Source organism: Aquimarina muelleri DSM 19832 (assembly GCF_000430665.1).
In the GTDB taxonomy this organism is placed as follows: domain Bacteria; phylum Bacteroidota; class Bacteroidia; order Flavobacteriales; family Flavobacteriaceae; genus Aquimarina; species Aquimarina muelleri.
Map to the genome: position 1 here is coordinate 149,448 of NZ_AUML01000006.1, position 23,764 is coordinate 173,211.

20 protein-coding genes are annotated in these 23,764 nt (G+C 32.5%); 11 read left to right on the forward strand and 9 right to left on the reverse strand.

Translation table 11 applies throughout. The annotated features are described in order from the left end of the window. The first annotated feature begins 440 nt into the window (after positions 1-440). Positions 441-797, forward strand: a complete 357-nt coding sequence (locus tag H527_RS0105560) for a hypothetical protein (RefSeq protein WP_027411788.1) — start codon at positions 441-443, stop codon at positions 795-797. 276 nt (positions 798-1,073) lie between these two features. Next, positions 1,074-2,549 carry an SLC13 family permease gene (locus H527_RS0105565; RefSeq protein WP_027411789.1) on the forward strand — a complete coding sequence of 492 codons (1,476 nt, stop codon included), beginning with the start codon at positions 1,074-1,076 and terminating at the stop codon, positions 2,547-2,549. 1 nt (position 2,550) lies between these two features. Here H527_RS0105565 and H527_RS0105570 read toward each other — a convergent pair whose 3' ends face one another. Next, complete coding sequence (locus H527_RS0105570; protein ID WP_027411790.1) at positions 2,551-2,790, reverse strand: hypothetical protein; 240 nt, start codon at positions 2,788-2,790, stop codon at positions 2,551-2,553. A 611-nt stretch (positions 2,791-3,401) separates the two neighbouring features. Between H527_RS0105570 and H527_RS0105580 the strand changes: the two genes are divergently transcribed. The 5 genes from H527_RS0105580 (at position 3,402) to H527_RS0105600 (ending at position 7,390) form a co-directional block, all read left to right on the forward strand. Further along, positions 3,402-4,478 carry a hypothetical protein gene (locus H527_RS0105580; protein ID WP_027411791.1) on the forward strand — a complete coding sequence of 359 codons (1,077 nt, stop codon included), beginning with the start codon at positions 3,402-3,404 and terminating at the stop codon, positions 4,476-4,478. Further along, positions 4,460-5,032, forward strand: a complete 573-nt coding sequence (locus H527_RS0105585; protein WP_027411792.1) for a hypothetical protein — start codon at positions 4,460-4,462, stop codon at positions 5,030-5,032. The genes H527_RS0105580 and H527_RS0105585 overlap by 19 nt, the downstream gene beginning before the upstream one ends. 272 nt (positions 5,033-5,304) lie before the next feature. Then, positions 5,305-5,826, forward strand: coding sequence for a hypothetical protein (locus tag H527_RS0105590; RefSeq protein ID WP_027411793.1), 522 nt, complete (start codon positions 5,305-5,307; stop codon positions 5,824-5,826). Positions 5,827-5,973: 147 nt separating this feature from the next. Further along, complete coding sequence (locus H527_RS0105595) at positions 5,974-6,531, forward strand: hypothetical protein (RefSeq protein ID WP_155837812.1); 558 nt, start codon at positions 5,974-5,976, stop codon at positions 6,529-6,531. 28 nt (positions 6,532-6,559) lie between these two features. Beyond that, positions 6,560-7,390 carry an alpha/beta hydrolase gene (locus H527_RS0105600; protein ID WP_027411795.1) on the forward strand — a complete coding sequence of 277 codons (831 nt, stop codon included), beginning with the start codon at positions 6,560-6,562 and terminating at the stop codon, positions 7,388-7,390. Between the two features lie 242 nt (positions 7,391-7,632). Here H527_RS0105600 and hmpA read toward each other — a convergent pair whose 3' ends face one another. Beyond that, the gene (gene hmpA / locus H527_RS0105605; RefSeq protein WP_027411796.1) at positions 7,633-8,838 is read right to left on the reverse strand and encodes an NO-inducible flavohemoprotein; all 1,206 of its coding nucleotides are present in this window, start codon (positions 8,836-8,838) and stop codon (positions 7,633-7,635) included. Between the two features lie 712 nt (positions 8,839-9,550). Here hmpA and H527_RS0105615 point away from each other — a divergent pair. After that, positions 9,551-12,754, forward strand: a complete 3,204-nt coding sequence (locus H527_RS0105615; protein WP_027411798.1) for a VPS10 domain-containing protein — start codon at positions 9,551-9,553, stop codon at positions 12,752-12,754. A gap of 17 nt (positions 12,755-12,771) precedes the next feature. Continuing rightward, positions 12,772-14,721, forward strand: a complete 1,950-nt coding sequence (locus H527_RS0105620) for a S9 family peptidase (protein WP_027411799.1) — start codon at positions 12,772-12,774, stop codon at positions 14,719-14,721. A gap of 105 nt (positions 14,722-14,826) precedes the next feature. Here the strand turns inward: H527_RS0105620 and H527_RS23060 are convergent, their stop codons facing one another. The 7 genes from H527_RS23060 to H527_RS0105665 all read right to left on the reverse strand — a co-directional run bounded on the left by H527_RS23060 (position 14,827) and on the right by H527_RS0105665 (position 22,023). Then, a complete protein-coding gene (locus tag H527_RS23060; RefSeq protein WP_027411800.1) occupies positions 14,827-15,501 on the reverse strand; it encodes a M15 family metallopeptidase in 675 nt (224 codons plus the stop codon). After that, entirely contained in the window at positions 15,479-16,564 is a 1,086-nt protein-coding gene (locus H527_RS0105630; protein ID WP_035087470.1) for an alanine/ornithine racemase family PLP-dependent enzyme, read from the reverse strand. Before H527_RS0105630 ends, H527_RS23060 begins: the two co-directional genes overlap by 23 nt. Continuing rightward, a complete protein-coding gene (locus H527_RS0105635; protein WP_027411802.1) occupies positions 16,546-17,637 on the reverse strand; it encodes an N-acetyltransferase DgcN family protein in 1,092 nt (363 codons plus the stop codon). The genes H527_RS0105630 and H527_RS0105635 overlap by 19 nt, the downstream gene beginning before the upstream one ends. 47 nt (positions 17,638-17,684) lie before the next feature. Then, positions 17,685-17,867 (reverse strand): hypothetical protein, encoded by a 183-nt coding sequence (locus H527_RS21515; RefSeq protein ID WP_035087472.1) that lies wholly within the window; start codon positions 17,865-17,867, stop codon positions 17,685-17,687. 733 nt (positions 17,868-18,600) lie between these two features. Beyond that, the gene (locus tag H527_RS0105655; RefSeq protein WP_051316650.1) at positions 18,601-19,161 is read right to left on the reverse strand and encodes a helix-turn-helix domain-containing protein; all 561 of its coding nucleotides are present in this window, start codon (positions 19,159-19,161) and stop codon (positions 18,601-18,603) included. 222 nt (positions 19,162-19,383) lie between these two features. Then, positions 19,384-21,471 carry a T9SS type A sorting domain-containing protein gene (locus H527_RS23065; RefSeq protein WP_081414557.1) on the reverse strand — a complete coding sequence of 696 codons (2,088 nt, stop codon included), beginning with the start codon at positions 21,469-21,471 and terminating at the stop codon, positions 19,384-19,386. Between the two features lie 249 nt (positions 21,472-21,720). Then, positions 21,721-22,023 carry a DUF5694 domain-containing protein gene (locus H527_RS0105665; RefSeq protein ID WP_027411804.1) on the reverse strand — a complete coding sequence of 101 codons (303 nt, stop codon included), beginning with the start codon at positions 22,021-22,023 and terminating at the stop codon, positions 21,721-21,723. A gap of 27 nt (positions 22,024-22,050) precedes the next feature. On the opposite strand from H527_RS0105665, the gene H527_RS0105670 reads away from it, so the two are divergent. Next, positions 22,051-22,623: a cysteine hydrolase family protein gene (locus H527_RS0105670; protein ID WP_027411805.1), complete on the forward strand. Its 573-nt coding sequence runs from the start codon at positions 22,051-22,053 to the stop codon at positions 22,621-22,623. 15 nt (positions 22,624-22,638) lie between these two features. Beyond that, the gene (locus tag H527_RS0105675) at positions 22,639-23,340 is read left to right on the forward strand and encodes a hypothetical protein (protein WP_027411806.1); all 702 of its coding nucleotides are present in this window, start codon (positions 22,639-22,641) and stop codon (positions 23,338-23,340) included. The last annotated feature ends 424 nt before the right edge of the window (positions 23,341-23,764 follow it).

Here is a 23,764-nt window from a genome sequence, read left to right on the forward strand (position 1 = left end):
TCTACTTTGTCATCTTAGAGTTAAAAAACACATCCATCCCAACTTTCCTTCAAAGGAAAGTGTAAAGCTTTTGCATTTCGATAAGTTTAATGTAAAAGTTTTACACGGATTCTATTAGTCTTTGATAATCTCAGAATAATAATTAGTACCACTACCAACCTTTCATATCTTTTCTCTTCTCACAAAGAATTATTTGTTATTTCAAAAAAAACTGAGCTTAGAAAAGAAACAGAGCACAAGAATTTAAGATTCATTATATATTTTTTAACATAATAATATTATAAGAAAGAGGATTTAAATCTTAATTTTACTCTACCCCTATTTTAAGATCATTTAATCGTTAAAGCACTTAGCAAATACACATGGAAATAAACGTAAACCTAATGTAATTGCATAATATGTGAGTAACACAGATATGTAATTATAAAAATCGTCAGATTATGAAAAATTACATACTCCCCCTTTTAGTATTTTCCTCTTTTTTAGTATACCCTAATGTCGTCAAAAAACAAAGTACTCCCATATCTGTATTTACTCAAAACCCCATAGATCGTAAACTTTCTGCAGAAGAAGTAAAACAAAGAGGTATTGACCTTTTAGTAAATCAAATTATTGAAAATATTGATGAAGTTGATTTACGAAAAACAGCAAGGTCTGCAATCTTCGAAACATCCTATGGTTTTCGATGGAAAATGGTTAATCTAAGTACTAGCAAGGTTTTTATTATTAAGGTAGATAAAGATTTTAAACTTATCTCTGTTCGAAATGCAGATAATTCTAAAAACATAACGCCATAATACGATAATAATTACTTTATAAAATATTCTTTGTTTTTAATAATAATAGATGTCATTTTGGGCGGAGTCAATACTATGTTCTCCCCTTTGATTACTATTTGGCTACGCTCAATATGACTTTTTATAAGAGAAATAGTTTTTAAATACTATCCGCATATCCTTTTCAAAATTTATGTAGTATATATATCTAAAAGTTTTCTAGTACTTTTGGATGTACAGTTTTTTGAATTTCAATCATTCATAAATTTGTAATACATTAATTTACATTTGTCATATATGCTTGTAAATATTAAAAAAACAGGGCTCATATCTGGCCCCTCAATTTTTATTCTGGTATTGTTATTTTTTCACCCAGAAGGATTGAGTAAAGAAGCCAATGCAATACTGGCAAGCACATTATGGATTGCTATATGGTGGATTACAGAAGCTATACCAATTGCTGCTACATCATTATTACCTATTATTCTTTTTCCGTTATCTGGTGGATTAGATATAAAAACTACTACTGCTGCATTTGGCAACCATAATGTATTTTTATATGCTGGCGGATTTATTTTAGCCATAGGGATAGAAAGATGGAACCTACATAAGCGTATTGCTCTGCGTATTATTACCATAATTGGTACCAATGTTAAAACCATGATACTTGGTTTTATGGTAGCTACTGCTTTTTTATCTATGTGGATTTCTAACACAGCAACCTCGGTAATGATGCTACCAATAGGAATTGCGATCATAACACAGCTTACCGATAACCCTAATACGATAGCAGATGAAAATAAAATTTTTGGAAAAGCATTAATGCTAAGTATTGCATATAGCGCATCCATCGGTGGTGTTGCCTCTCTTATAGGAACTCCTACTAATCTTATTCTGGCAGGTGTGGTAAAAGAAATTTATGGGTTCGAAATAACCTTTACCAATTGGATTGTAATTGGACTACCAATTGCCCTACTCCTGCTTTTTATATGCTGGTATTATTTGGTATATATAGCATTCTCTTTTCCACAAAAAGAATTTCCTGGAGGAAAACAAGAAGTTAAAAATCAATTACAAGCATTAGGCAAAATATCTTTTGAAGAAAAACTGGTACTTGCAGTATTTATATGTACTGCATTTGCATGGATCACCAGATCCTTTTTACTACAACCGATATTTTCTGCTATAGATGATACCATCATTGCAATAACAGCAGCACTACTTCTTTTTATCCTGCCAAGTGCCAAAAAAGGAAAGCCTTTAATGAATTGGGAAACTGCCGTGAAATTACCTTGGGGAGTACTGTTACTTTTTGGAGGAGGACTTGCCCTTGCTGCTGGTTTTAAAGAATCCGGACTTGCCGTTTGGATAGGTACACAAATGTCTTTATTACAAGGAGTACATTTAATTACGTTATTAATTTTTATAGTAACCGTAGTAAATTTTTTAACCGAGATTACCTCTAACGTTGCCACCACATCTATGTTATTACCCGTTTTAGCATCCATGTCTTTATCTCTGGATGTACACCCTTTTATTTTAATGGTAGGCGCAACCATAGCAGCATCCTGTGCATTTATGCTTCCTGTAGCTACCCCACCTAATGCGGTGGTATTTGGGTCTGGGTATTTAACCATACCAGATATGATGAAAAAAGGATTTTGGTTAAATACTATATCTATTATTTTTATAGTGTTAATTACCTATTACCTACTACCTTTTTTCTGGGATTTTGATCCTTCTTATTTCCCTCAAGAATTTAAAAAACCATAAACTAATGCTTATCCAGTATTGCTTTCACCGATTTATAATCCTCCATATACTCCCAATATATAATTCTATTGTATGCATATTCAATTAAGATAAACTTTTCGCTTAGGGATAAAATACGATCTATGGCAACTAGTTTTTTTGAAGCTTCTTGTACCTCTACATCTTCGGTTATTTCTTTATTTCTGGCATCAAACCCATGAAGAATAGTATGGTTTTTAAGAGTAAGTTCTATGAATTTCATCTTTTTAAAAATTTTAATTCCTCAAATTTACCATATTTCACCTAAAATGCTCTTTAAGGTTTTAGTATTCTAACTTTATTTACTTTATGGTTAGTTAAAATTATTTTGAGACAGACACTACCAATCAAAAAATATACACATACACTAACCAAATGCACATTTACAGTTATAAAATTTAAACGTAACCTTACTATCCAAGCAAATGTAGTAATTCTAATAGTCTACTATCATGTCGAAATCATTAGCTAACACGGCGAAAGCATTAACTATCTCGGGGAAATCATTAGCTATCACGGCGAAAGCACTAGCTATCCTGTCGAAAGCATCAGCTATCACGGGGAAATCGTTAGCTAACACGTCGAAATCGTCAGCTATCATGGCGAAATCGTTAGCTATCCTGTCGAAAGCATCAGCTATCTAGGGGAAATCATTAGCTTACACGGCGAAAGCATCAGCTATAGTATGCAGCATATTACCAAGATGCCTACTAAGGGTAATATATTATTTTTATTGTATACAGATTTTTGTACTACTATTACTGAAAAAGTAATTGTATTTTAGTACTTATGTAATCTTGTTACCAAATAATACTCCTTAAAGCCTAAAATTATATGGTATCCAATTCTTTATTTGACCTACAGTCTATAAAAAGCGACGTTTCTTCTGCCCTTAACTCTAGTATATCTGATTTAGGGAACTCCCATAAAGACCCTAATTTTTGGGCTAAAACAAGTTTACAAACAAAAGTAGAAAGCTCTATACAAGACATCGCCCGAAAAACATCTACCTCTGGAAGGGGATATACAGGAAATCCCCCCGACAAAGGGTTTAGCGTAACATTTGGTATTCAAATACTGGTAGGATATAAAATTAGGGTAAGGGGCAATGCCAATATTGGATATGGCAACCGATATGGCAATTTTGGAGCAACATCCTCACTACATATTTCTGCATATAACGCAGGGCTGGGCAGTGCCGTAGGTAAAAAAGGGTTGGTCGTGAATCTAACCGCAGCGATAAACCTTACTATTGGTAGTGGATACGGAACACCGCTACAATCGTATTCCTTAAATTACAATTCGCCAATACCAACGCTCAATGATTTTGATAACTCTTTTAGTTATGGGCAATTACTAACATGGAACTCTGCTTTAAATGAAAATCAATTTTCGTTAGACCGTATACAACGAGAAGGTATGATTGGTTTTCGGCTGGGAGATGTTAATGTAAGCTCTAACAACGATACCAAAAGAGCCTATTTTGGAGGGGGAACCGATATGGGATGGACAGGTGGCCTAACTGTAGCAACCCCTTTTCTTGAAATAGGGTTTCAAGATTTTTCGGGTAAATATGCACAAGAAGATGATAAACAACGTAAGGATATCTTAGAACGAATTAAAGAAACTAAAAAAAATAATGATCTTAGTAAATTTCAAAAAGAAGCTAGGGTATCTGAATTAGAAGGGGAACTTAAAAAAATGACATCTAATTACCATAACCAAACATCTTATCATAAAAAACTAAACAAAGCCTCTACATATATTCGTATTAATAACTCTAGCGGTTATAATGCAACGGTAGATTTAATTGGGGATGCGTGGTTACAAAACGCAATACATAAAGCCATTAAAGATTTTAGGTTTGAGTATAATCACAAAAACATAGAAATATGGGGTGGAAAAAAATAACGGTTTTATTACTACTTTTTACAACTATTGGATGTAATACCCTGTTTAAAAATTACTATTATACAGAAAAACTTGGTTTAAGACCTAAGACACCAAAATACAAACTAACCAAAACTACGTTTGGTCCAGATAAAAACAATCTAATTGACGAAAACTCTATTTATATTAATGAGCGGGAAATAATATATAAAAATGGAGGGAGAGAAAAGAAAGAATATTTTCTTAGATTTTTCACTAATGGTAAATGTGTTTGGGGGTACCCATACGATTTCAAAAGAAAAACACTCAATATCGAAGATATAAACAATATGTCCAGAGGAGGTGCTTTTGTTGGATACTATAAAATAGAAGATACTAACAAAATTTTTGTAGAAACATTTTATGTAGGCGTTGGTGAAAACGGAAAATATGATATGGATTATGGAATCATAAAAGGAGATACCATTTTCTTATCCGATTCCCCTTTAATTAACAAAGAAAAAATAAATATAAACAATACTAAAATATACATCAAAAAAAAGATAGAAGGGCTAACAGGAACACCCGATTGGTAATAGAAAATAGTTTATGATACTAATAAATAGGCTTGATTTATTTATTCCTGCTTGTAAAACAAAATCTACAAATAATAGAATTTCTAAGCAAAATAAATACTAGATGTTAATGTATCTTGAGCCTCTCAAAATAATCTGCTATATATTATAAAGTGAATAACTTTAATAAATTGAGTTTAAGAATCGGAAAAAGAAAAACACATTAACAACTTACAGAAAATTATATTTATAATAAATATGCATTGCAACTATATAACGTTACTACCCAAAATATGACAAATCTCATACCGAAAGAAAAAAGAATAGATGAATTGATCCGTTTTGGAGCGCCAAAATTATTCCTTGAAAATATTGGTAACGTAACCGAACTAGAATTTAGAGTAGAAAAAACAGATGGAGCATACTTTTATTTACCGAAAATTCTTGACTATAAAATAATCAGAAACCAAAATATCATTCCTATTTTTTCCTGTGGCGAAAGCTTTTATGTATTCACTTTTAATAAGCACACTGAAAGAATTATACATTTCGAGCTTGAAAATGATGCGATATATACCGACTATGGCAATAATTGGAACGTACTCTTAATGGATATTATGATTCAATATTTTGAAGACAAAATTGATAACGGTATCGAAAATAATGATTTTAAAAGAGTTGGTGAAAAAATAGAGTTTCATAAAGCAGAAAAATTATTTAAACTCTTAGACATACCAATTGAAGAATACAACACCAAATATGACCAAAAAGAAAAATGGCGAATTGAAATAGCAAAAGAACTAGAAATACTGTAAGTAAAACAATATAAAACATCACTAATAAATGTTTTCCAAAAAGATGTATGTTAGTTTATAAAAACAAAGAATATTACTATTTTTATCACGTCATGCAATAGCCGTACTGCATCTAACTAATAGATTAAAACTACTTAAACATAAAAAATGGAATCTATAAAAATACTTTTCTTCATCTTAGGCTCTTTCTTTGGAATGGAAAACGTAGGAATTGCTGCCGATAAAACAACAGTTACTATATATCCCAAAAAACAAGAAATAGAAATCATTCAAGAAAATCTATTTACCGTTATCCAATCCGAAAAAGATAAAGCACTTGTATTAGAACAATGGGACAAATTATTTTATTGGAAAGAAAAAAATACTCCTTGGGCAAAAGAGCTCGATAATTTTAATGTAAAAAGTTTTACTTTTAAAACGACAAAAGAAACCATACAACCACATTTAACACTTAGTTATTCCAAAGAAGAAGATTTACAAGCAATGGGCATTTGGTATAATGAAGAAAAAAATCAATTTTCTATAAATCATATTCCAGAACAAAATATCAAAACTAAAAACGGAAAACTAGAGGGCAATTATTGGATTTTTAATGGCGATAGCACCTTCAGTTTTACAATAGAACCTTTTCTACAAATGGCAGAAAAATATGAAACGTATAAACACTCCCTAAAGAATATAGTAGACCAACAAAAAAAAGAATAAATCCAAATACCTTACCTAATAGTTATATATGAAACAGATATTAGTAACTTTAACTTTGACATGGATAACTTGGGGATCCTTTGGGCAGAGCTTGCCCAAAGCAATAAGCGAAAGTGATTTTTCGATAGGCAAATCTATTACCATCAAATCTAAAATCTTAGAAGAAACCCGAAACTTGAATATCTATTTGCCTATGGGGTATTCTAAAGATAGTATAAAGACATATCCCGTTATTTATTTGTTAGACGGTTCAAAAAATGAGGATTTTATCCATATCTCTGGAATCGTACAATTTGGTTCTTTTTCATGGATAAATATCATCCCCGAGTCTATTGTAGTTGGTATAGCAAATGTGGATAGAAAAAAAGATTTTACCTATACATCTACAAATGCACTGGATCAAAAAGATTTTCCGACATCAGGAAAGTCAGAAAATTTTGTAAAGTTTCTTCAAAAAGAGCTACAACCATTTATAGAGACAACTTTTAGAACAGGAAATAGTAATACTATTATCGGACAATCTCTTGGTGGGTTATTAGCTACAGAAATTTTATTTAAAACCCCCGATCTATTTGATAACTATATTATAGTTAGCCCAAGCCTGTGGTGGGATAATGAAAACCTTTTAAATTATCCACCCACAAAATACAGTTCTAACAAATCAATTTATATTGCCGTTGGTAAAGAAGGAGAAGTTATGGAACGTACCGCAAAAAAATTGTACGCAAAGCTAAAGAACGAAAAAACAGAAAACACAAAACTATTTTTTGAGTTTTTGGAAGACAAAACACATGGAGATGCTTTACATCAAGCAGTATACAATGCCTTCGAAAAAATGTTTAAACCAAAAAAAGAATAAAAATCATATTAAATCAATAACCTCGCGGAGAATTAAACTCCACAATGCAGATTAAAAAACGATTCGTTTTTAGAATCTATACAAAAACTTCCTTTTTTCTTAATTCTATTTTACAGAGCTATATTTTAAGTTTTTAGCATCTGATAAAACAAGTAGAATATCTAAAAAAAATTAATAAAAAAATGCTCTTCTACAGATTTAAAAATAAGAAGAGCATTTTTTTATTAAATTATAAGATTTTCCTAATGAACCACAGCAAGTTCTTCTGCTGGTCCGAAAAACTCATAGTTTATATTTTCTTGATTAACATTTAAAGTTTTTAATATTTTTAAAGTATTTGCCATAAAAGGAGGTGGTCCACAAAAATAAAAATCACTTTCATTATTAATATTTAAATCCTCTAGAATCTCCGCTGTAAGATACCCTTGATAATCGTAATTACTATTTAGAAAATCGCTGTCTAAAGGAGCACTATAAACAACCACTGATTTTGAGTTTACTTTAATTAACTCATTTATCTCCTTAGAAAAAGCATGCGTTTCACTATTTAAAGCACATTGAAGAAAGATAATTTTTTGATTATCTTTTTTTATCAACTCTTTAAACATACTTAATAAAGGAGTTACGCCTATTCCACCACTTATTAAAACTATTGGTTTTTCTACTTCTTTTAAAACAAATTCTCCAGAAGGCATTCCTAGAGTTAAAATATCTCCAACATCTATATTTGAATGCATATAATTTGATACAATTCCTTCTGGATTTCCTTCTTGTTTTTTAGGACTAATCCTTAAATAATCTTTATCATTTGCATCTGATAAACTATAATTTCTGGTATGTTTATGATTTGTATTAGGTATCTCTATTGTTAAAGCAACATACTGCCCCGGAAGAAATGTAGGAACTGGTGTACCATCTTTTCTTTTCAAATAAAATGAAGTAATCACATCACTTTCCTTTATTTTATCTATTACAATAAACTTCTCTGTTCCTCTATAGCCTCCAATACTTTTTTCTCTACTAGAATATATATCCTCTTCTCTATTTATAAAAATAGCAGCTAAATCATCATAAGCCTCTGCCCATGCATCAATGATTTCAGGAGTTGCAGCATCCCCTAAAACTTCTTTAATTGCAGCAAGAAGATTTTTCCCTACTATAGGGTAAGCCTCTTTTGAAATAGATAGACTAGTGTGTTTTTGAGCAATATGCTCTACCGCATCTCCTAATAATTCTAATTTATCTATATGTACAGCATACTGAAATATTGTACTTGCCAATGCTTTTTGTTGCGTTCCTTTTTTTTGATTTACCATATTAAAAACATCCTTTAACTCTGGATGATTTTCAAATAATAACCTATAAAACACTTTAGTAATTGTTTCTCCATGCTGTTCTAAAACAGGTGCTGTAGATTTAACAATTTCAATTGTATTTTTACTTGCCATAATAAATTTTCCTTTAGTTTTTTACCATCTTTGTTTGATAACAAAAATACGCTTATACAGGGCGTAATCTTTATGACCCAAATCATATGATTGAAAAACATCAATAAATATCCCTCTAGACACCCCATAAAGTATTCAATAAAAAAAAGTATTCTTTTTATTATGAAAACTTTAGCTTTTCGAGCCTACCTTTTTAACCAATAATATAAGCATCTGGAAAACCTAATTAAGTATTATGGTATATAGATACTTTAATTTTTAAAAGAGAATGCTTCAAAAAAAAGATCAAATTAAGCTAGCTAATAGACAACCTCCCTTTTACCTTAACACCCCTTTAAGACTTTAGCATTTTGATTTTATTTACTTTAGAGTCTTAAAAGGTAATCTATTGTAATGTGTTAAAATCATTCCTTTTCTTATCAAGCGTTCTTTATACCATTTTTGGTGTTGCGCAAAAGAGTCTATTAAACCAATTACAGCTACCTAAAAAAGCTATTGACGCCTATCTTTTATTGTATTATATGCTCTTGCATAAAAATGTAATAGAATTAATTCATAAATATGCTCTCCCAATACAAAACATCACAATTCATATTTTGCAAAAAATAAAAAACCCAGAATTTTTAGTACTTAACAATAAATATTTTGATATCCCCCTTTCTTACAGAACCAAAATAACTAATTCAACTATAATTAACGCATATTAAAAAAAATGAAAAAACAACTATTATTTTTCCTGTTACTCAGTGTAGTGTCTATCGCATCTGCGCAAAATTTCACAATGGATCTCATTAAGGACAATACCCCTAGAAATATAGGTCCGGGTGGAATGAGTGGTCGTGTAACAGCTATCGATGTAGTTACTTCTAATCCAGATATAATGTATGCAGGGACTGCATCTGGCGGATTATGGAAATCAACATCGGGTGGAATTAAATGGAGCCCTGTTTTTGATAATGAATCTACCGCTTCTATAGGAGCAGTAGCCATCCAACAATCCAATCCCTCAGTATTATGGGTAGGAACAGGAGAAGGAAACCCAAGAAACAGTCTTAATGGTGGGTATGGTATATACAAATCGATGGATGGCGGTAAAAATTGGAAACTAATGGGGTTAGAAAAAACCCGACATATCCATAGAGTGATTATCGATCCAACCAATCCTAATACAGTATATGCTGCTGCAATTGGATCTCCTTGGGGAGAACACCCAGAGAGAGGTGTTTTTAAAACTACCGATGGTGGAGAAACATGGTCCAAAATCTTGTTTAACAACGATAAAACAGGTGCAGCAGATTTAGTTATGGATCCTACAAATCCTAACAAATTAATTGCTGCCATGTGGGAGCATAAAAGAGACCCATGGTTTTTTAAATCTGGTGGTAAAGGATCTGGTCTTTATATCACCCATGATGGTGGTAAAAACTGGGAACAACGTACCGATAAAGACGGTTTACCAAAAGGAGATTTAGGAAGGATAGGTATAGCCGTCGCTGCAAATAAGCCTAATATTATATATGCCCTTATCGAAGCCAAAAAGAATGCACTGTATAAATCTATCGATGGAGGATTTACATGGAAAAAAATAAATGATAAAAATGATATCGGAAACCGCCCCTTTTATTACTCAGATATATTTGTAGATCCCGAAAATGAAAACAGAGTATATTCTGTATTTACCTATGTAAACGTATCTGAAGATGGCGGTAAAAATTTTACGCAATTAATGCCAGCCTATGGTGTAGATAATGGCGTACACCCAGATCATCACGCTTGGTGGATTCATCCAACCGATGGTAGTTTTATGATCGATGGCAATGATGGTGGATTAAACATTTCGCACGATGGAGGAAAAACCTGGCGCTTTATCGGCAATTTACCCGTAGCACAATTTTATCATATTAATGTAGATAATGAATACCCGTATAATGTATATGGTGGTATGCAAGATAATGGTAGCTGGAGAGGTCCCGCCTATGTATGGAAAGCACAAGGAATACGAAACTCGTATTGGCAAGAAATATCTTTTGGAGATGGATTTGATGTAGTGCCCGATAAAGACGACTCCAGATATGGATGGTCTATGAGCCAGCAAGGATATGTAAGCAGGTACGATTGGATGACTGGTAATAACTATACCGTTCGCCCTACTCACCCAGATCCCGAAATAAAATTACGTTTTAACTGGAACGCTGCTATTAATATAGATCCTTTTGATAATAACACTATATATTTTGGAAGTCAATTTGTACATAAAAGCACCGATAAAGGGCTTACCTGGACTATTATATCTCCAGATTTAACCACCAACGATCCTGCAAAATTAAAACAAGATGAAAGCGGCGGATTAACGATGGATGCCACTGGAGCCGAAAATCATTGTACTGTATTAGTAGTAGAACCGTCTACCTTAGAACAAAACATGCTATGGGCAGCTACCGATGATGGTCGCGTGCATATTACTCAAAATGGAGGTACAAACTGGGCAGACGTTTCTGCAAACATCAAAGGATTACCAAAAGGTAGCTGGATAGTACAAATAAAAGCCTCGAATAAAAATAAAGGAGAAGCTCTTTTAATAGCCAATGATTACCGAAGATTTAACTATACCCCATACGCATACAGAACAACCGATTATGGTAAAACCTGGAATCGTATTGTAGACCAGAGCGATGTAAAAAGCTATACCCTAAGTATTGTAGAAGATCCTATCGAAAAAAACCTTTTGTTTTTGGGTACCGATGATGGGTTATACATTTCTTTTAATGCAGGTAACGATTGGATAAAATGGACCAAAGGGTTTCCTACCGTACCTGTAAAAGATTTGGTAATACAACCCAGAGAACACGATTTAGTAATAGGTACTTTTGGTCGTGCTGCTTGGGTATTAGACGATATACGACCATTAAGAGCACTTGCAAAGGATAAAACTATTTTAAATAAAAAATTACAGCTTTTTGAAACCCCAACAGCTTATCAGGCAGCATACCAACAACCAACAGGAAGTCGTTTTGGAGGAGATGCATTATATAATGGTGAAAACAGGGAATATGGAGCATTAATCTCTTACTACCTACAAGTCGAAAAGAAAAAAGAAGACCCTAACAAAGACGAGGAAGAAGAAGAGGATACCGAAGAAGAAGAAGCTACCATAAAATGGGATTCTATACGTCTTAAAGTTTATGATGGAGATCGATTGATTCGTACTTTAAAACAAAAAACTCCAGATTCTACAGGGTTTCATAAAATAAAATGGTTGATGGACGAAAAAGGGGCAGAACAACCAAATAGAAAAGTCGAAAAACAAGATAAAGAACCAGGAGGAATAGCTGTTAAACCAGGAAAATACAAACTATTGTTAGAATACGGAGATCAAAAATCTGAAAGTAGTATCGAAGTACAATCAGATCCAAGGTTGCCAGTATCTCAAAAAAATATAAATGAAGTATATGCCGCTTCTAAAAATCTAGAAAAGATAAAACAGAAAATTGCAGATGTCGTAAAACAATTGGCAGAAAGTAAAGAGATAGCCGCAAAATACCAAACAGAATTGCAAAAACTAGACAAAAAGAAGTATAAAGAACAAATAAAATTATCTAAAGATATTTCTAAAAAGATAGATACTGTAATTGCACTATATATTGGTAAAGAAGATAAACGACAAGGTATTACCAGCGATCCAACTATAAATGTAATGCAACGCCTAGAAAGCGCACAATGGTATACTAGTAGTCGCAAAGATGGATTAACTAGTACCGAAAACACACTTATAAAACAAGCAAAAGATGCTTTAAAAATAGCACTGGATAAAACCAATACATTTTTTGCACAAAACTGGAAAACCTATAGGGAAGCCATAGAAAAATTAAAAATATCTCCTTTTAAAGAGATAAAGAATTTTAATATCCAACAATAAATAAAGTAATATAAATTATGAAAAAAATAATCCTGTTAAATTTAGGATTGCTTCTCTTCTTTTCTTGTAAAAAAGAAAAAAAAGAAGAGATTGCACAATCCATTACCATCGACCCATACTCCATTGAGCAATTTATGGATAACGAAAATGCGTTTGCAAATGGTTTTTCGCCAGATAAATCAAGCGTATTAATGACCAGCAACCGATCTGGTATTTATAATATGTATACTGTACCCTCTAGCGGTGGAGAGTTTACTCCTGTTACAAAATCCGATAGTGCTTCTGTATACGGAATCTCTTATTTTCCTGAAGATGATAGAATTCTGTTTAGAATGGATGGTAACGGAGATGAAATTTTTAAAATTTTTGTAAAAGATAGTTCGGGAATTAAACGCTTAACCCCAGAGAAAAATGTAAGAGCATTATTTAGAGGATGGGCTAAAGATGGAAAAAGCTTTTTTTACGGAAGCAATGAGCGAGATTCTAAATTTATGGATTATTATGAAATGAATATTGCAGATTTTACTTCTAAAATGATTTATAAAAATGAAGATGGGATGGATTTTGAGATAATGTCCGAAGATAGAAAGCACATCCTACTAACCAAAACTATCAATACCAATGATAGAGATCTTTATCTACTAAATACAGTTACTAACAAAAAAATAAAGATCAATACTAATTTAAGTAGTAACTCTCCAGAAGATTTTTCTCCAGACGGTACTTCTTTTTATTATACGACAGATGATAGTGCAGAGTTTAGTTACCTAATGAAATATAATCTTGAAGAAGGTACTAAAGAAAAAGTAGTTGAAAAAAAATGGGATATTGCTCGTTTTTACTTTACTCGAAACGGAAAATACCAAATACTATTTACCAACGAAGATGCTAAAACTGTTATAGAAGTAACCGAAGTTGCAACTGGTAACAAAGTTAAGTTTCCTACTATAGATAATCAGGAAATTAATCAAGCAAGCTTTTCTCGAGACGAGTCTATGGCTCTTCTAAGCGTTGGCGGTTCTAACACTCCAGATAACTCTTACTCTTATAATCTTGCTACCCAAGAGTATCATAAACTTACCGATGTTTTAAATAAAGATATTAATGCAGAACATTTGGTAACCTCTCAGGTAGTTCGTTTTCCTTCGTTTGATGGGTTAGAAATTCCTGCAATCTATTACCAACCAAAACAAGCTACCGCTACAAATAAAGTTCCTGCATTAGTATGGGTACATGGTGGGCCCGGAGGGCAATCCAGACAAGGGTATTCTTCTGTAATTCAATATTTGGTAAACCATGGCTATGCTGTATTGGCTGTAAATAACAGAGGAAGCAGTGGTTATGGCAAAACGTTCTATAAAATGGATGACCGTAACCATGGTGACAAGGATTTAAAGGATTGTATTGCTGGAAAAGATTGGCTTGCTAAACAAGATGTTATTGATAGTAATAAAATAGGTATTATAGGAGGATCTTATGGTGGATATATGACGATGGCAGCACTTACCTATACTCCAGAAGAATTTAAAGTTGGGGTAAATCTTTTTGGAGTTACTAACTGGATAAGAACTTTAAAAAACATTCCACCATGGTGGGAATCTTTTAAAGAAGCATTATATACCGAAATGGGAGATCCGAATACCGCAGACTCTATTCGATTACATCAGATTTCTCCACTTTTTCATACCGAAAAAATCACCAAACCTTTAATTGTACTTCAGGGAGCACAGGATCCAAGAGTTCTAAAGATAGAATCTGATGAGATTGTAGAAGGGGTTAAAAAGAACGGAGTCCCTGTAGAATACGTTCTTTTTGAAGATGAAGGACATGGTTTTGTAAAAAAAGAAAATCAAATTGAAGCGTATGGCAGAGTTCTAAAATTTTTGGACACCTATTTAAAAGATGGGGATACTAAAATGATAAATGATGGTAAGACCGAGTCTACCAAAGTTGATTCAAAAAACTAAGAATAGTAATCTATACTATTTTTAAGAACTTCTAAAAAGAGGGGGTCTGAAAAGTCAAACACCCTCTTTTTTTAATACCATAGGATACTATATCTGTTTAACAATTCATCTAATTATATCATAAATAGCATAATCTTTACCTTTTTCTATTGCCCAACCCACATTACCATAATCAAAATGCCAATATTCTTTCATATCACATACAAAATCTTCATTTTCGAACAGATCGATAAGTAATTTCCTATTTTCTTTAGCTTCCAGACTAATTGCTGGATGATAAGGGTAACATTTTTTACTGAGATCAATTTTATATCCTTTATTAGTTCCAAAATTTAGGATTTGATCCTTTTTTTTATCATATATCAATGCATCTATTGCTCCACCAGTAGAGTGAGTTGACTTTTTTTCGGGAGCTATGTAATAAGAAACAATTTCATTAATCTCTTTAACTTTTTTATTAGGAAATTTCTTTTGCATCCCAAAAACGGTAAGTTCCCATAGTAATCTTTGATGCTCAAAAGATCTCCATGAAGAACGTATTACTAAAGTTTTATCCTTTTGTTCTAGATGATTGCTAATTCTCTCGATTTTTTCTACTAACTCTTGGCGTACCATATACCTATATCCCTTTATAATAGAAGGTTCATAAATTAGATGAAAACCAGTATCTTTAAGACTAACTAAGGGAGATCCGTTGTCTTTAATAAAGAATTTCTTTTCGAGTTTTTTGTGTAAAATATCATGAGATTCTACCTGATCACAGTATTCCTTCGAGTTCATAAGAAACAATATTTATTTTTTCAACATAAGGAGAGGTCATTGCAGATAGTAATGCAGCATAATTAAGGCTAAACGATACCTCATCTCCTATTTTAAGATTAGTTTTTTGTGGGTCAATAATAGTATGATCACTTCCTACCCCTAGGATAGAGATATCCAGATTCGATTTTAATCCTGATACATCCACATCCTGAAGTCCGATTCCTAGTATTGCTCTTGAAATTTTTCCTCTATCAGGAAAATGTAAAATATGACCAAATGCATTCTGCCCTTTTTTTCCGTATGGCACAGAGGGCTTTATCTTTAATTCGGTTACCTCTGCAACTAAATTAAAAACATCTGTATAAAGATTTGGGATTGGACGTCTGTTAACCGGATCTACACCTAAAAGAATAGATTCTCCAAGTCGTAAATGATTAATTTTACCAATATCATGAGTTGATTTAAACCAGCCATAATTTGCAGAGTTTCCTCCTGAAATATATGGTAATGAAATATGGTATTTTTGTTCGATACACTCTGCTATAACAGATAGTAATTCCATTTTATCCTTACTTGGCTGGATACCTCCAAAACATGCTAAATTTGTACCAATACCAACCAATTTAATTCCTTTTAATTTTAGTACTTTTTTAACCATATTATCTAAACGAGAAGGCATTATCCCTTCGCGCAAATCCCCCATTTCTACCATAAGTATAATCTTATGAGTAACTCCTCTAATACAAGCATGCCTTGCTAATTCTTCAATTACTACCAACTCTGAATTATTACTAATATCTGCCCATTTAATGATACTACGAGCTTGACTAAGCATTGGTGTTCCTATAAGTAAAAATGTTGCAAGAATGCCTCCTTCTCGCATTTTTTTAAGATTCGAAACTTTAGAATCAGCAAGCATAGTTACCCCTGTAGATACCAGGGTTTGGGCGATCATTATATTTCCACACACCCCCTTAGTAACTGCACAAATCGAAATTTTTTTAGCTGCATATACTTGAGTAAGAAATGCACAATTATGAGCTATTTTTTCATGGTTTATTTCTAATCTTGGGGTTCCCACAGTATAGGTTTTACGGATCTTAAGTCAGGAAATACTTCATAAAGTTTTTCTATAAGCTTGTCGCAGTCATTTTTTAAAACGTCTGTAACAGGTAGTTGGTATTTTTCTTCATACATCGTAGTTACATTTTCTACTTCTTGATCATTCATTCCCTCGTGATTGATTGTAATTGCAATTACTTTGGCTCCTGAGAAAACTTCTAACATTTCTATTTCACTTTCTAGTGTTGGCATTAAAATTTCAGGAAAATCACATCTTGTTTTTCTTTTTGGCGGATGCTGTAAGATGATTGCTTTTGGCATAGCACCTCTTATAATGGCACTTGAAGAGGTAAATGCGGGGTGACTAAGTGCTCCCTGCCCTTCAACTACAATAATATCTGGCTGCTCTTTAAGTGATTCTAAAATAGCATTTTCAACCTCTCCAGAGGCAAAACCAGAACTTAACATATCTATTGCAATACCATATCTTGAGCCTTGTAATATACCTGTTTGACCTGTAGTTATAAAAATGGCGTGCAAACCTTCTTTTTGCAAAGCTTCTACCAACTTAAGTGCTGTAGTACGTTTACCAACTGCACAATCGGTGCCAGACACTGTTATTATTGGTGTTTGTACATCTCTTATCTTACCAGTAAAACTATGTAGGTTTTCTTTGGATGGTGGTTTTCTTACATCAAAAATAGATACTCCATATTTTTTTGCAAGATCTGTACAGACTTTATCGTCTGAAAAGAACTCTGGAAGCCCATTTACAATATGCATTCCTGACCTAATAGCTTCATAAACGATTTCTTTTTCTTTAGTACTAAGTGTAGGCTCTAAGGGAGCTATTCCGTAAATAAAATATTTTGGAATGTTATCCAAAATTGTAATAGCCTGATGAAAATCATTAAATATTGGTATTCCACTCTTAATTCCATCTAAATATTCACCTGCATCAAGACCTGATTTGGAACTATCTATGATACCAACAATTTTATATTTATCTGAATGTCTGACAAGGCCATTTGCTACTTTTCCATCCAGTTTACCAAATTCATTTTCACAATATACAATTGCTGAAGTTTTCATGTTTTAATTACTAATTATATTAAGAAAATTTAACTTTGAGGTCGAACTTAACCTCCTACCAGTGCTTTTAAAGATAGCCCCAATTCCCATCTATCTGGGTCATTTTGAAATCCACAGTAATATACTCCATCCATATGTCGTCTTACTACAAGCGAAATTCTAGGGCTCACTTTCGCAAATACAATGTCTCCTACTTTATATTTGCTTATTGTAGATTTTATTGGTTTCATGATTTAATGTTAAATGATTGTTTGTATTTTATTTGGAACCCCCAAAGGATTAATTTATTGAATAAAGTAACCCTTGAAGATCCAAAAGATTGGTTAATTGGCAATTATAAAAAAATTAAACCTCTATAATAACGGAGACTAAAACCATACACAAGTTAGCCTTGCTTCTTGTGTTCGGCTCTCTTTTGCGCTTTTGCAGCTCTTTTTTCTTTAAGATTTCTTTCTGGTGTCTTTTTACCTGATTTAGCTTTACCTTCTTTTTCTTTTGACATTGTATGGGTTTTATTAATCTTTAACCCTACTTATCCATATCGTTATCTTTAGACCAAAAGATATTTAATTGTTGTATTGAACGTATCGAAATGTAATTGAATAACATAGATTTTATTGGTATTCGACAAGCTTAGACTGGTAATACAAAACTTAAAGATATGGATAAGGCAAGTTAAAGTGATTTTGTTTCACATATAAAGATCGCTGTTTTTAGGCTAATAAGTATTGTATAATTCTTGTAGATTATTACATATATCCCATGTTTTACTACTCTCAATTTCTTTGCAGCCGATATTACTAACGGCAACTTTGCAATAGTTTCCTAATTCTATAAAACTGATCTTTAGTGTAGAGTGAAACCCATAGAAATAATAAAGCCAAAAGGGCACAGAATATACTTACAAAAGGTATGTTTTATTTTTCGAACAAAATTTTGGATAATTAAACTTGGAATGAAGATTTAAAGGTCTTCGAGATTAGACTTTCTTTTATTTTTTAATTGCTTATAAAATGTAGGGGTTAATCCTGTTACTTTTTTAAACTGACCCGACAAATGTGCTACACTACTATAATGCATTTTATAAGAAATCTCGGTAAGGTTTAAATCATCATAGATCAGCAATTCTTTTACTCGCTCTATTTTATGCATAATAATAAATTGCTGAATGGTTATACCTTTTACTTCAGAAAACGTATTAGCCAGATAGGTATAGTCATACCCTAATTTTTCACTTATATAATCTGAGTAATTTACTTTTAATAATTCATCTTTATAATGAACCATATCTGTTATTACATTTTTTATTTTTTCAATCAAGATACTCTTTTTATTATCTAGCACTTCTAACCCTGATTTCATTAAATTTTGTTTTAGTATACTTCGTTGTTCTTTGGTTATATCTTCTAATATCTCTACCATACCAAGTTCTACTACAACATATTTAATTCCTATTTTTTTTAACTCCTCTTTTACCATCATTTTACAACGAAGGCTCACCATATATTTAATGTAAATTCTCATGATTAGTAAAAGGATTATTTTCTAGTATCTAATAACATAACGTTTTAATTACTCTATGTATAGATATATGTTTTTAAAGATAATACTATTAATACAAAATATACTTTTATACTCGTTCTTAAATGAAATGATATTTTACTATTCTTTCTTTACAAAAAACAAAAAAAGCTGCCTTTACAGACAGCTTTTAATAGGGCCAATTTATTATTAATTATTTAAAAATTATTTTACAAAAATCTTTTGCGTAAGAGTTTTTGTACCCGTAGTTACTTGTACAAAATAGATACCCGTAGATAATTTACTAATATCTATCGTTTTTCTTACGGCACTTTCAGGAGTTGTTTGTAACTCTATAATTTCTAATGTTCTTCCGTTCATATCCTTGATACTAATTCTAGAAGAAGATTTTATATTAGTGATTTCTAGGTTTAAAAGATCTTTCGCTGGGTTAGGATATACTGTAAAGTTTAATCCTCCCGCTGGTCCATCTTCGTTAAATGCAGTGAATGCTCCACCACAAGGTCCTAGGTTTGTCCATCCTGAAGCAGTTCTTTCATATAAAGATCCGTTATAAGTTACTCTATCCCCTATACTATATGTAGTACTAGCAGAATATGGTGCTACTCCTGCACAAGGATCAGTTGTTGTACAAGGTCCTAAATTAGTCCATCCTGAAGCAGTTCTTTCATATAAAGATCCGTTATACGTTACTCTATCCCCTATATTATATGTAGTACTAGCAGAGTATGGCGCTACACCATCACAGTTACCACCTCCACTACTACAGTTTCCTGAAGAGTTATACCTGGTTTGTCCACAAGCAATACTAAAGTTATCTACGGTATCCCCTGAAGCTTTTTTAGCTTGCCATGTACTACCTACAGTAGTGTTTGCATTGTATGAGCCACCAGCATTGGCAGAACCTTGTAAAGAATTATTCTGAAAATACTCTAGAGTACAATCTGTATTATTAGTAAAGGTTACCGATATAGCATCTCCTGTGTTACATCCACCACCATCACATGCTTGTAAACAACTAGATCCTGCAATATAGTTACGGATTACATTAGCTGGTTGTGATCCAAATCCTTTATTGAAATTTACTCCAACACTAGTATTTGGACAGTAACTCATAATAGTTCCTCCACCTGAAGGATTTCCTGGCAATCTACAATTTCCTTCTACACGTCCAGCACAACCATCTATTGCAGTATTGTTACCATTCCACACACACGCATGTGTATGTCGTGATCCTACATTATGTCCTGTCTCATGTGATATTAAGAATACATCAAAAGAATAGGTAGGTATATTTTGATAACTACCTTTAATACCAGAAACTGCTGCTTTTCTTGATGAGTTACACAGTGTTCCAATTCCTCCGGCTAGTCCTCCTCCAAAACTATAATTTACCATATGTGCTAAGTCTCCATTAATACCATTTTGGTTTTTATAGCTGATATAACTATCCAGACTATTATTGGTAAATGGTTGATTAGAAGTCCAAGCTTTGGTACCTGATAATTTAATAGATATCTGATCATTGGCATATAGTGCCGCTACTTGATTAAATACAGCTTCGATATAATTAGAAGCTTGTTGCGCTCCTCCTTTGTCGTTAACAATATCTGTACATATATCAAAGAATATTTTTACACACTTTGCAGCTGCTTTACTTTGTGAGTTATTCGCCAATTCTTCAATAGTGTACCCTCCTTTTTCTATATTATCTTCTGCCTGACAAGAAAAATCATTTAAATGACTAATTTCCTTATCCTTATAGAGAATATGGCTCTTACTGTTACTTACAGGTCCAACTACCATATTACCATCCTGACCATCGATACTAATAAAACCAGATACCTTATCGTCGTAAAAACTAATAGCAACCAGCGAGTTAGACTGGCCTTTTACCACTCCTCGATAGTGCGCTATATTATCACGAGAAAGCACTTTACCAGAAGGCATATCTATAGCCGAAAAATCATCTGTTCTAACCTCTACTTTTACCAGATCCAGAGACATTGCTGATTTTTGACCAGGAATACTTAAATTCATAGTATTCGGGAAATTACCTTGTAAAGACTTCATTTTACTCTGATCTAAAGAAAGTAATACATAATCCTTAAGTTCTTTCGGAACCTGTATGTTACTTTTTTGTTGATCAATGGAAGTAAAGAGTTCGGTAGTTTCAAAATTGGATCTCAAGGATTTTTGTTGAGATACTAGGTCACTAGGTTTTTGCAGTTGAGTTTGTGCGAAGCTCATTACCGTCATAAAGGCAATGACGATTGTTAAAATACGTTTCATTTTTATGGTTTTAAGTTTTGAATCTTTACTTAGTTATGATTCTGGCCCCATAAACCTTCCTCAGCAAAAATTCAAAATCGTTTGTGTATCACAAAGTTACAAACTTAATCCTTTGTTTAAAAAAATATTAATGATTATTTATATATTATGTACAATTGTTAACCTTATAGAAATTTATAATACAATTTTTTTAAACAAAATTCATTTATTTTGTTAAATGCACACATAGCTCACGTGTATATAACAATTCTATTTTTTTGGATACAGAATTTGATTGATATCATAATACTCCCAGTCTACTCTATCTTTAATAAGGTCTACTAAAATATCTTTATGTCCTGCCCCATAAATAATCAAAACTCTATCCTTTGGAGTTACAATCCTATTAAGATTAGTAAACATTTTTTTGAACAGATTAACAAAAAGAAATTGTAATCTTATTATTGTTTCTATATAAAATTTATCTTTGAAACATCCTGTGTATTGTATGGCATTTGCTCCATAAACTCGGGCAACTATTATCTCTTTAATAAGAAGGTAAAAATGCAGCATAAAAAGTAATATAAACAATATATATCTATGAAATTATCTAAAAGCGACTCCCCTGCTCTACTATTAATCGATATACAAAAAGGCTTTGAAGATATAGCCTACTGGGGCGAAGAACGCAATAATCCAGATGCAGAAACAAATATGGAAAAGCTACTGATTTTTTGGAGAGAAAACAATCTACCCGTATTTCATATACAACACTGTTCTACCAATCCTGTATCTCCTTTTTCCAAAAATAATGCAGGTAATGATTTCATGGATTTTAATACCCCATTATTACAAGAATCGGTTATACAAAAAGAAGTAAATAGTGCTTTTATAGGTACTGATCTTAAAGAACAGTTAGAAAACAAAAATATAGATACTCTGGTAATTATTGGGCTTACTACTGATCATTGCGTATCTACCACTACCAGAATGGCTGGTAATTTTGGTTTTAACACCTATTTGGTAGAAGATGCCGTAGCTACTTTTAATAAAGTAGGTGCGAACGGACAAAAATATAGCGCACAATTAATACACGATACTGCAATAGCCAGCTTAAAAGAAGAGTTTGCTACTATTGTATCTACCAATAACCTTTTACATTTACTATCTTAAGTTTACCATAAAAATATGTCGAAACAAGATTATGACAATACGCTTACTACCCTAAAAGCTATACCTACAGAAAATATAAAAATCCCCAATATACCTATAGATACCTATCTACAGGAAGCCGAGAACTTATACTTGTGGGTACAAGAGGATAAAAAAGCACTATTAGGAATTAATCTGGATTGGCAACAATATGTAGAGGATATTACGGTTCGTACAGCGGCATTGCGACATGCACAATCTTTATGGATACGAAGAAAAACCGGAAAAGAAAAATCACAACTGGCCTGGAGAGAAAAACTACCCATTGCCTATGCCCTGCGCAACGATTTATTGGCTGATTATCGATATGCGTACAAAGATAATACCGCAATATTACTAGCTTTAAAAGATATTGCCAAAGGAAAAAGATATTCAGATTTAATACAGGATCTTAGTGACCTTAGTGTTTTAGGTGCTTCAAACCTTCCCGAGCTACAAGCAATTAATTTTGATATTTCTGTGTTAGATACTGCGCAGCAACTTTCTGCCACCATGGCAAAACTACTTGCCGAGGTAACTAGCAGTACTATGTATGAAAACAGTACGGTACTACAATTAAGAAACCGGGCATACACACACCTTAAAGAAGCAGTAGACCAAATACGCAGTGCAGGTAAATATGTTTTTAGGAAAGATTCTGATCGATATAAAGGGTATATCAGTAATTACAGAAAATAAAAAACCTTGATATTACTCGCCCCCGCGCTATCTTTGCTCATCACCGCACTATCTTTACTCATCACCGCACTACTATAGCCATCCCCGCACTATCTTTGCTCACCACCGTACTACTATAGTTATCCCCGTACTATCTTTGCTCATCACCGTACTATTTTTTATGCTCACCATTACAGGGACGATAATTTTTACTGCGGGGATCATAAAAAAACTACGAGGACTTATATAATATGTATCAGGAGACTTATATATTTAAGAGGACATACTAAATTATATCTTTTTTGATAATTTTACTATACATACCAGTTTACAAACCAGTAAAAACACGACTATTTCTGTATCCCAATACAGCGTATTAAGTAAACTCGTGTAAGCCACAAAAAGGTATTTATTTGTAGTTATAAAAAAAGGTAGAAAACTAAAA

Bases quoted from the DNA above. Each gene is read 5' to 3' on its own strand.
- H527_RS21515 (WP_035087472.1), bottom strand. From the start codon at position 17,867: ATGAAACCAATAAAATCTACAATAAGCAAATATAAAGTAGGAGACATT.
- H527_RS0105655 (WP_051316650.1), bottom strand. From the start codon at position 19,161: ATGAGAATTTACATTAAATATATGGTGAGCCTTCGTTGTAAAATGATG.
- H527_RS23065 (WP_081414557.1), bottom strand. From the start codon at position 21,471: ATGAAACGTATTTTAACAATCGTCATTGCCTTTATGACGGTAATGAGC.
- H527_RS0105595 (WP_155837812.1), top strand. From the start codon at position 5,974: ATGGAATCTATAAAAATACTTTTCTTCATCTTAGGCTCTTTCTTTGGA.
- H527_RS0105635 (WP_027411802.1), bottom strand. From the start codon at position 17,637: ATGAAAACTTCAGCAATTGTATATTGTGAAAATGAATTTGGTAAACTG.
- H527_RS0105590 (WP_027411793.1), top strand. From the start codon at position 5,305: ATGACAAATCTCATACCGAAAGAAAAAAGAATAGATGAATTGATCCGT.
- H527_RS0105580 (WP_027411791.1), top strand. From the start codon at position 3,402: ATGGTATCCAATTCTTTATTTGACCTACAGTCTATAAAAAGCGACGTT.
- H527_RS0105615 (WP_027411798.1), top strand. From the start codon at position 9,551: ATGAAAAAACAACTATTATTTTTCCTGTTACTCAGTGTAGTGTCTATC.
- hmpA (WP_027411796.1), bottom strand. From the start codon at position 8,838: ATGGCAAGTAAAAATACAATTGAAATTGTTAAATCTACAGCACCTGTT.
- H527_RS0105560 (WP_027411788.1), top strand. From the start codon at position 441: ATGAAAAATTACATACTCCCCCTTTTAGTATTTTCCTCTTTTTTAGTA.
- H527_RS0105675 (WP_027411806.1), top strand. From the start codon at position 22,639: ATGTCGAAACAAGATTATGACAATACGCTTACTACCCTAAAAGCTATA.
- H527_RS0105585 (WP_027411792.1), top strand. From the start codon at position 4,460: ATGGGGTGGAAAAAAATAACGGTTTTATTACTACTTTTTACAACTATT.
- H527_RS0105665 (WP_027411804.1), bottom strand. From the start codon at position 22,023: ATGCTGCATTTTTACCTTCTTATTAAAGAGATAATAGTTGCCCGAGTT.
- H527_RS0105565 (WP_027411789.1), top strand. From the start codon at position 1,074: ATGCTTGTAAATATTAAAAAAACAGGGCTCATATCTGGCCCCTCAATT.
- H527_RS0105570 (WP_027411790.1), bottom strand. From the start codon at position 2,790: ATGAAATTCATAGAACTTACTCTTAAAAACCATACTATTCTTCATGGG.
- H527_RS23060 (WP_027411800.1), bottom strand. From the start codon at position 15,501: ATGAACTCGAAGGAATACTGTGATCAGGTAGAATCTCATGATATTTTA.
- H527_RS0105620 (WP_027411799.1), top strand. From the start codon at position 12,772: ATGAAAAAAATAATCCTGTTAAATTTAGGATTGCTTCTCTTCTTTTCT.
- H527_RS0105670 (WP_027411805.1), top strand. From the start codon at position 22,051: ATGAAATTATCTAAAAGCGACTCCCCTGCTCTACTATTAATCGATATA.
- H527_RS0105600 (WP_027411795.1), top strand. From the start codon at position 6,560: ATGAAACAGATATTAGTAACTTTAACTTTGACATGGATAACTTGGGGA.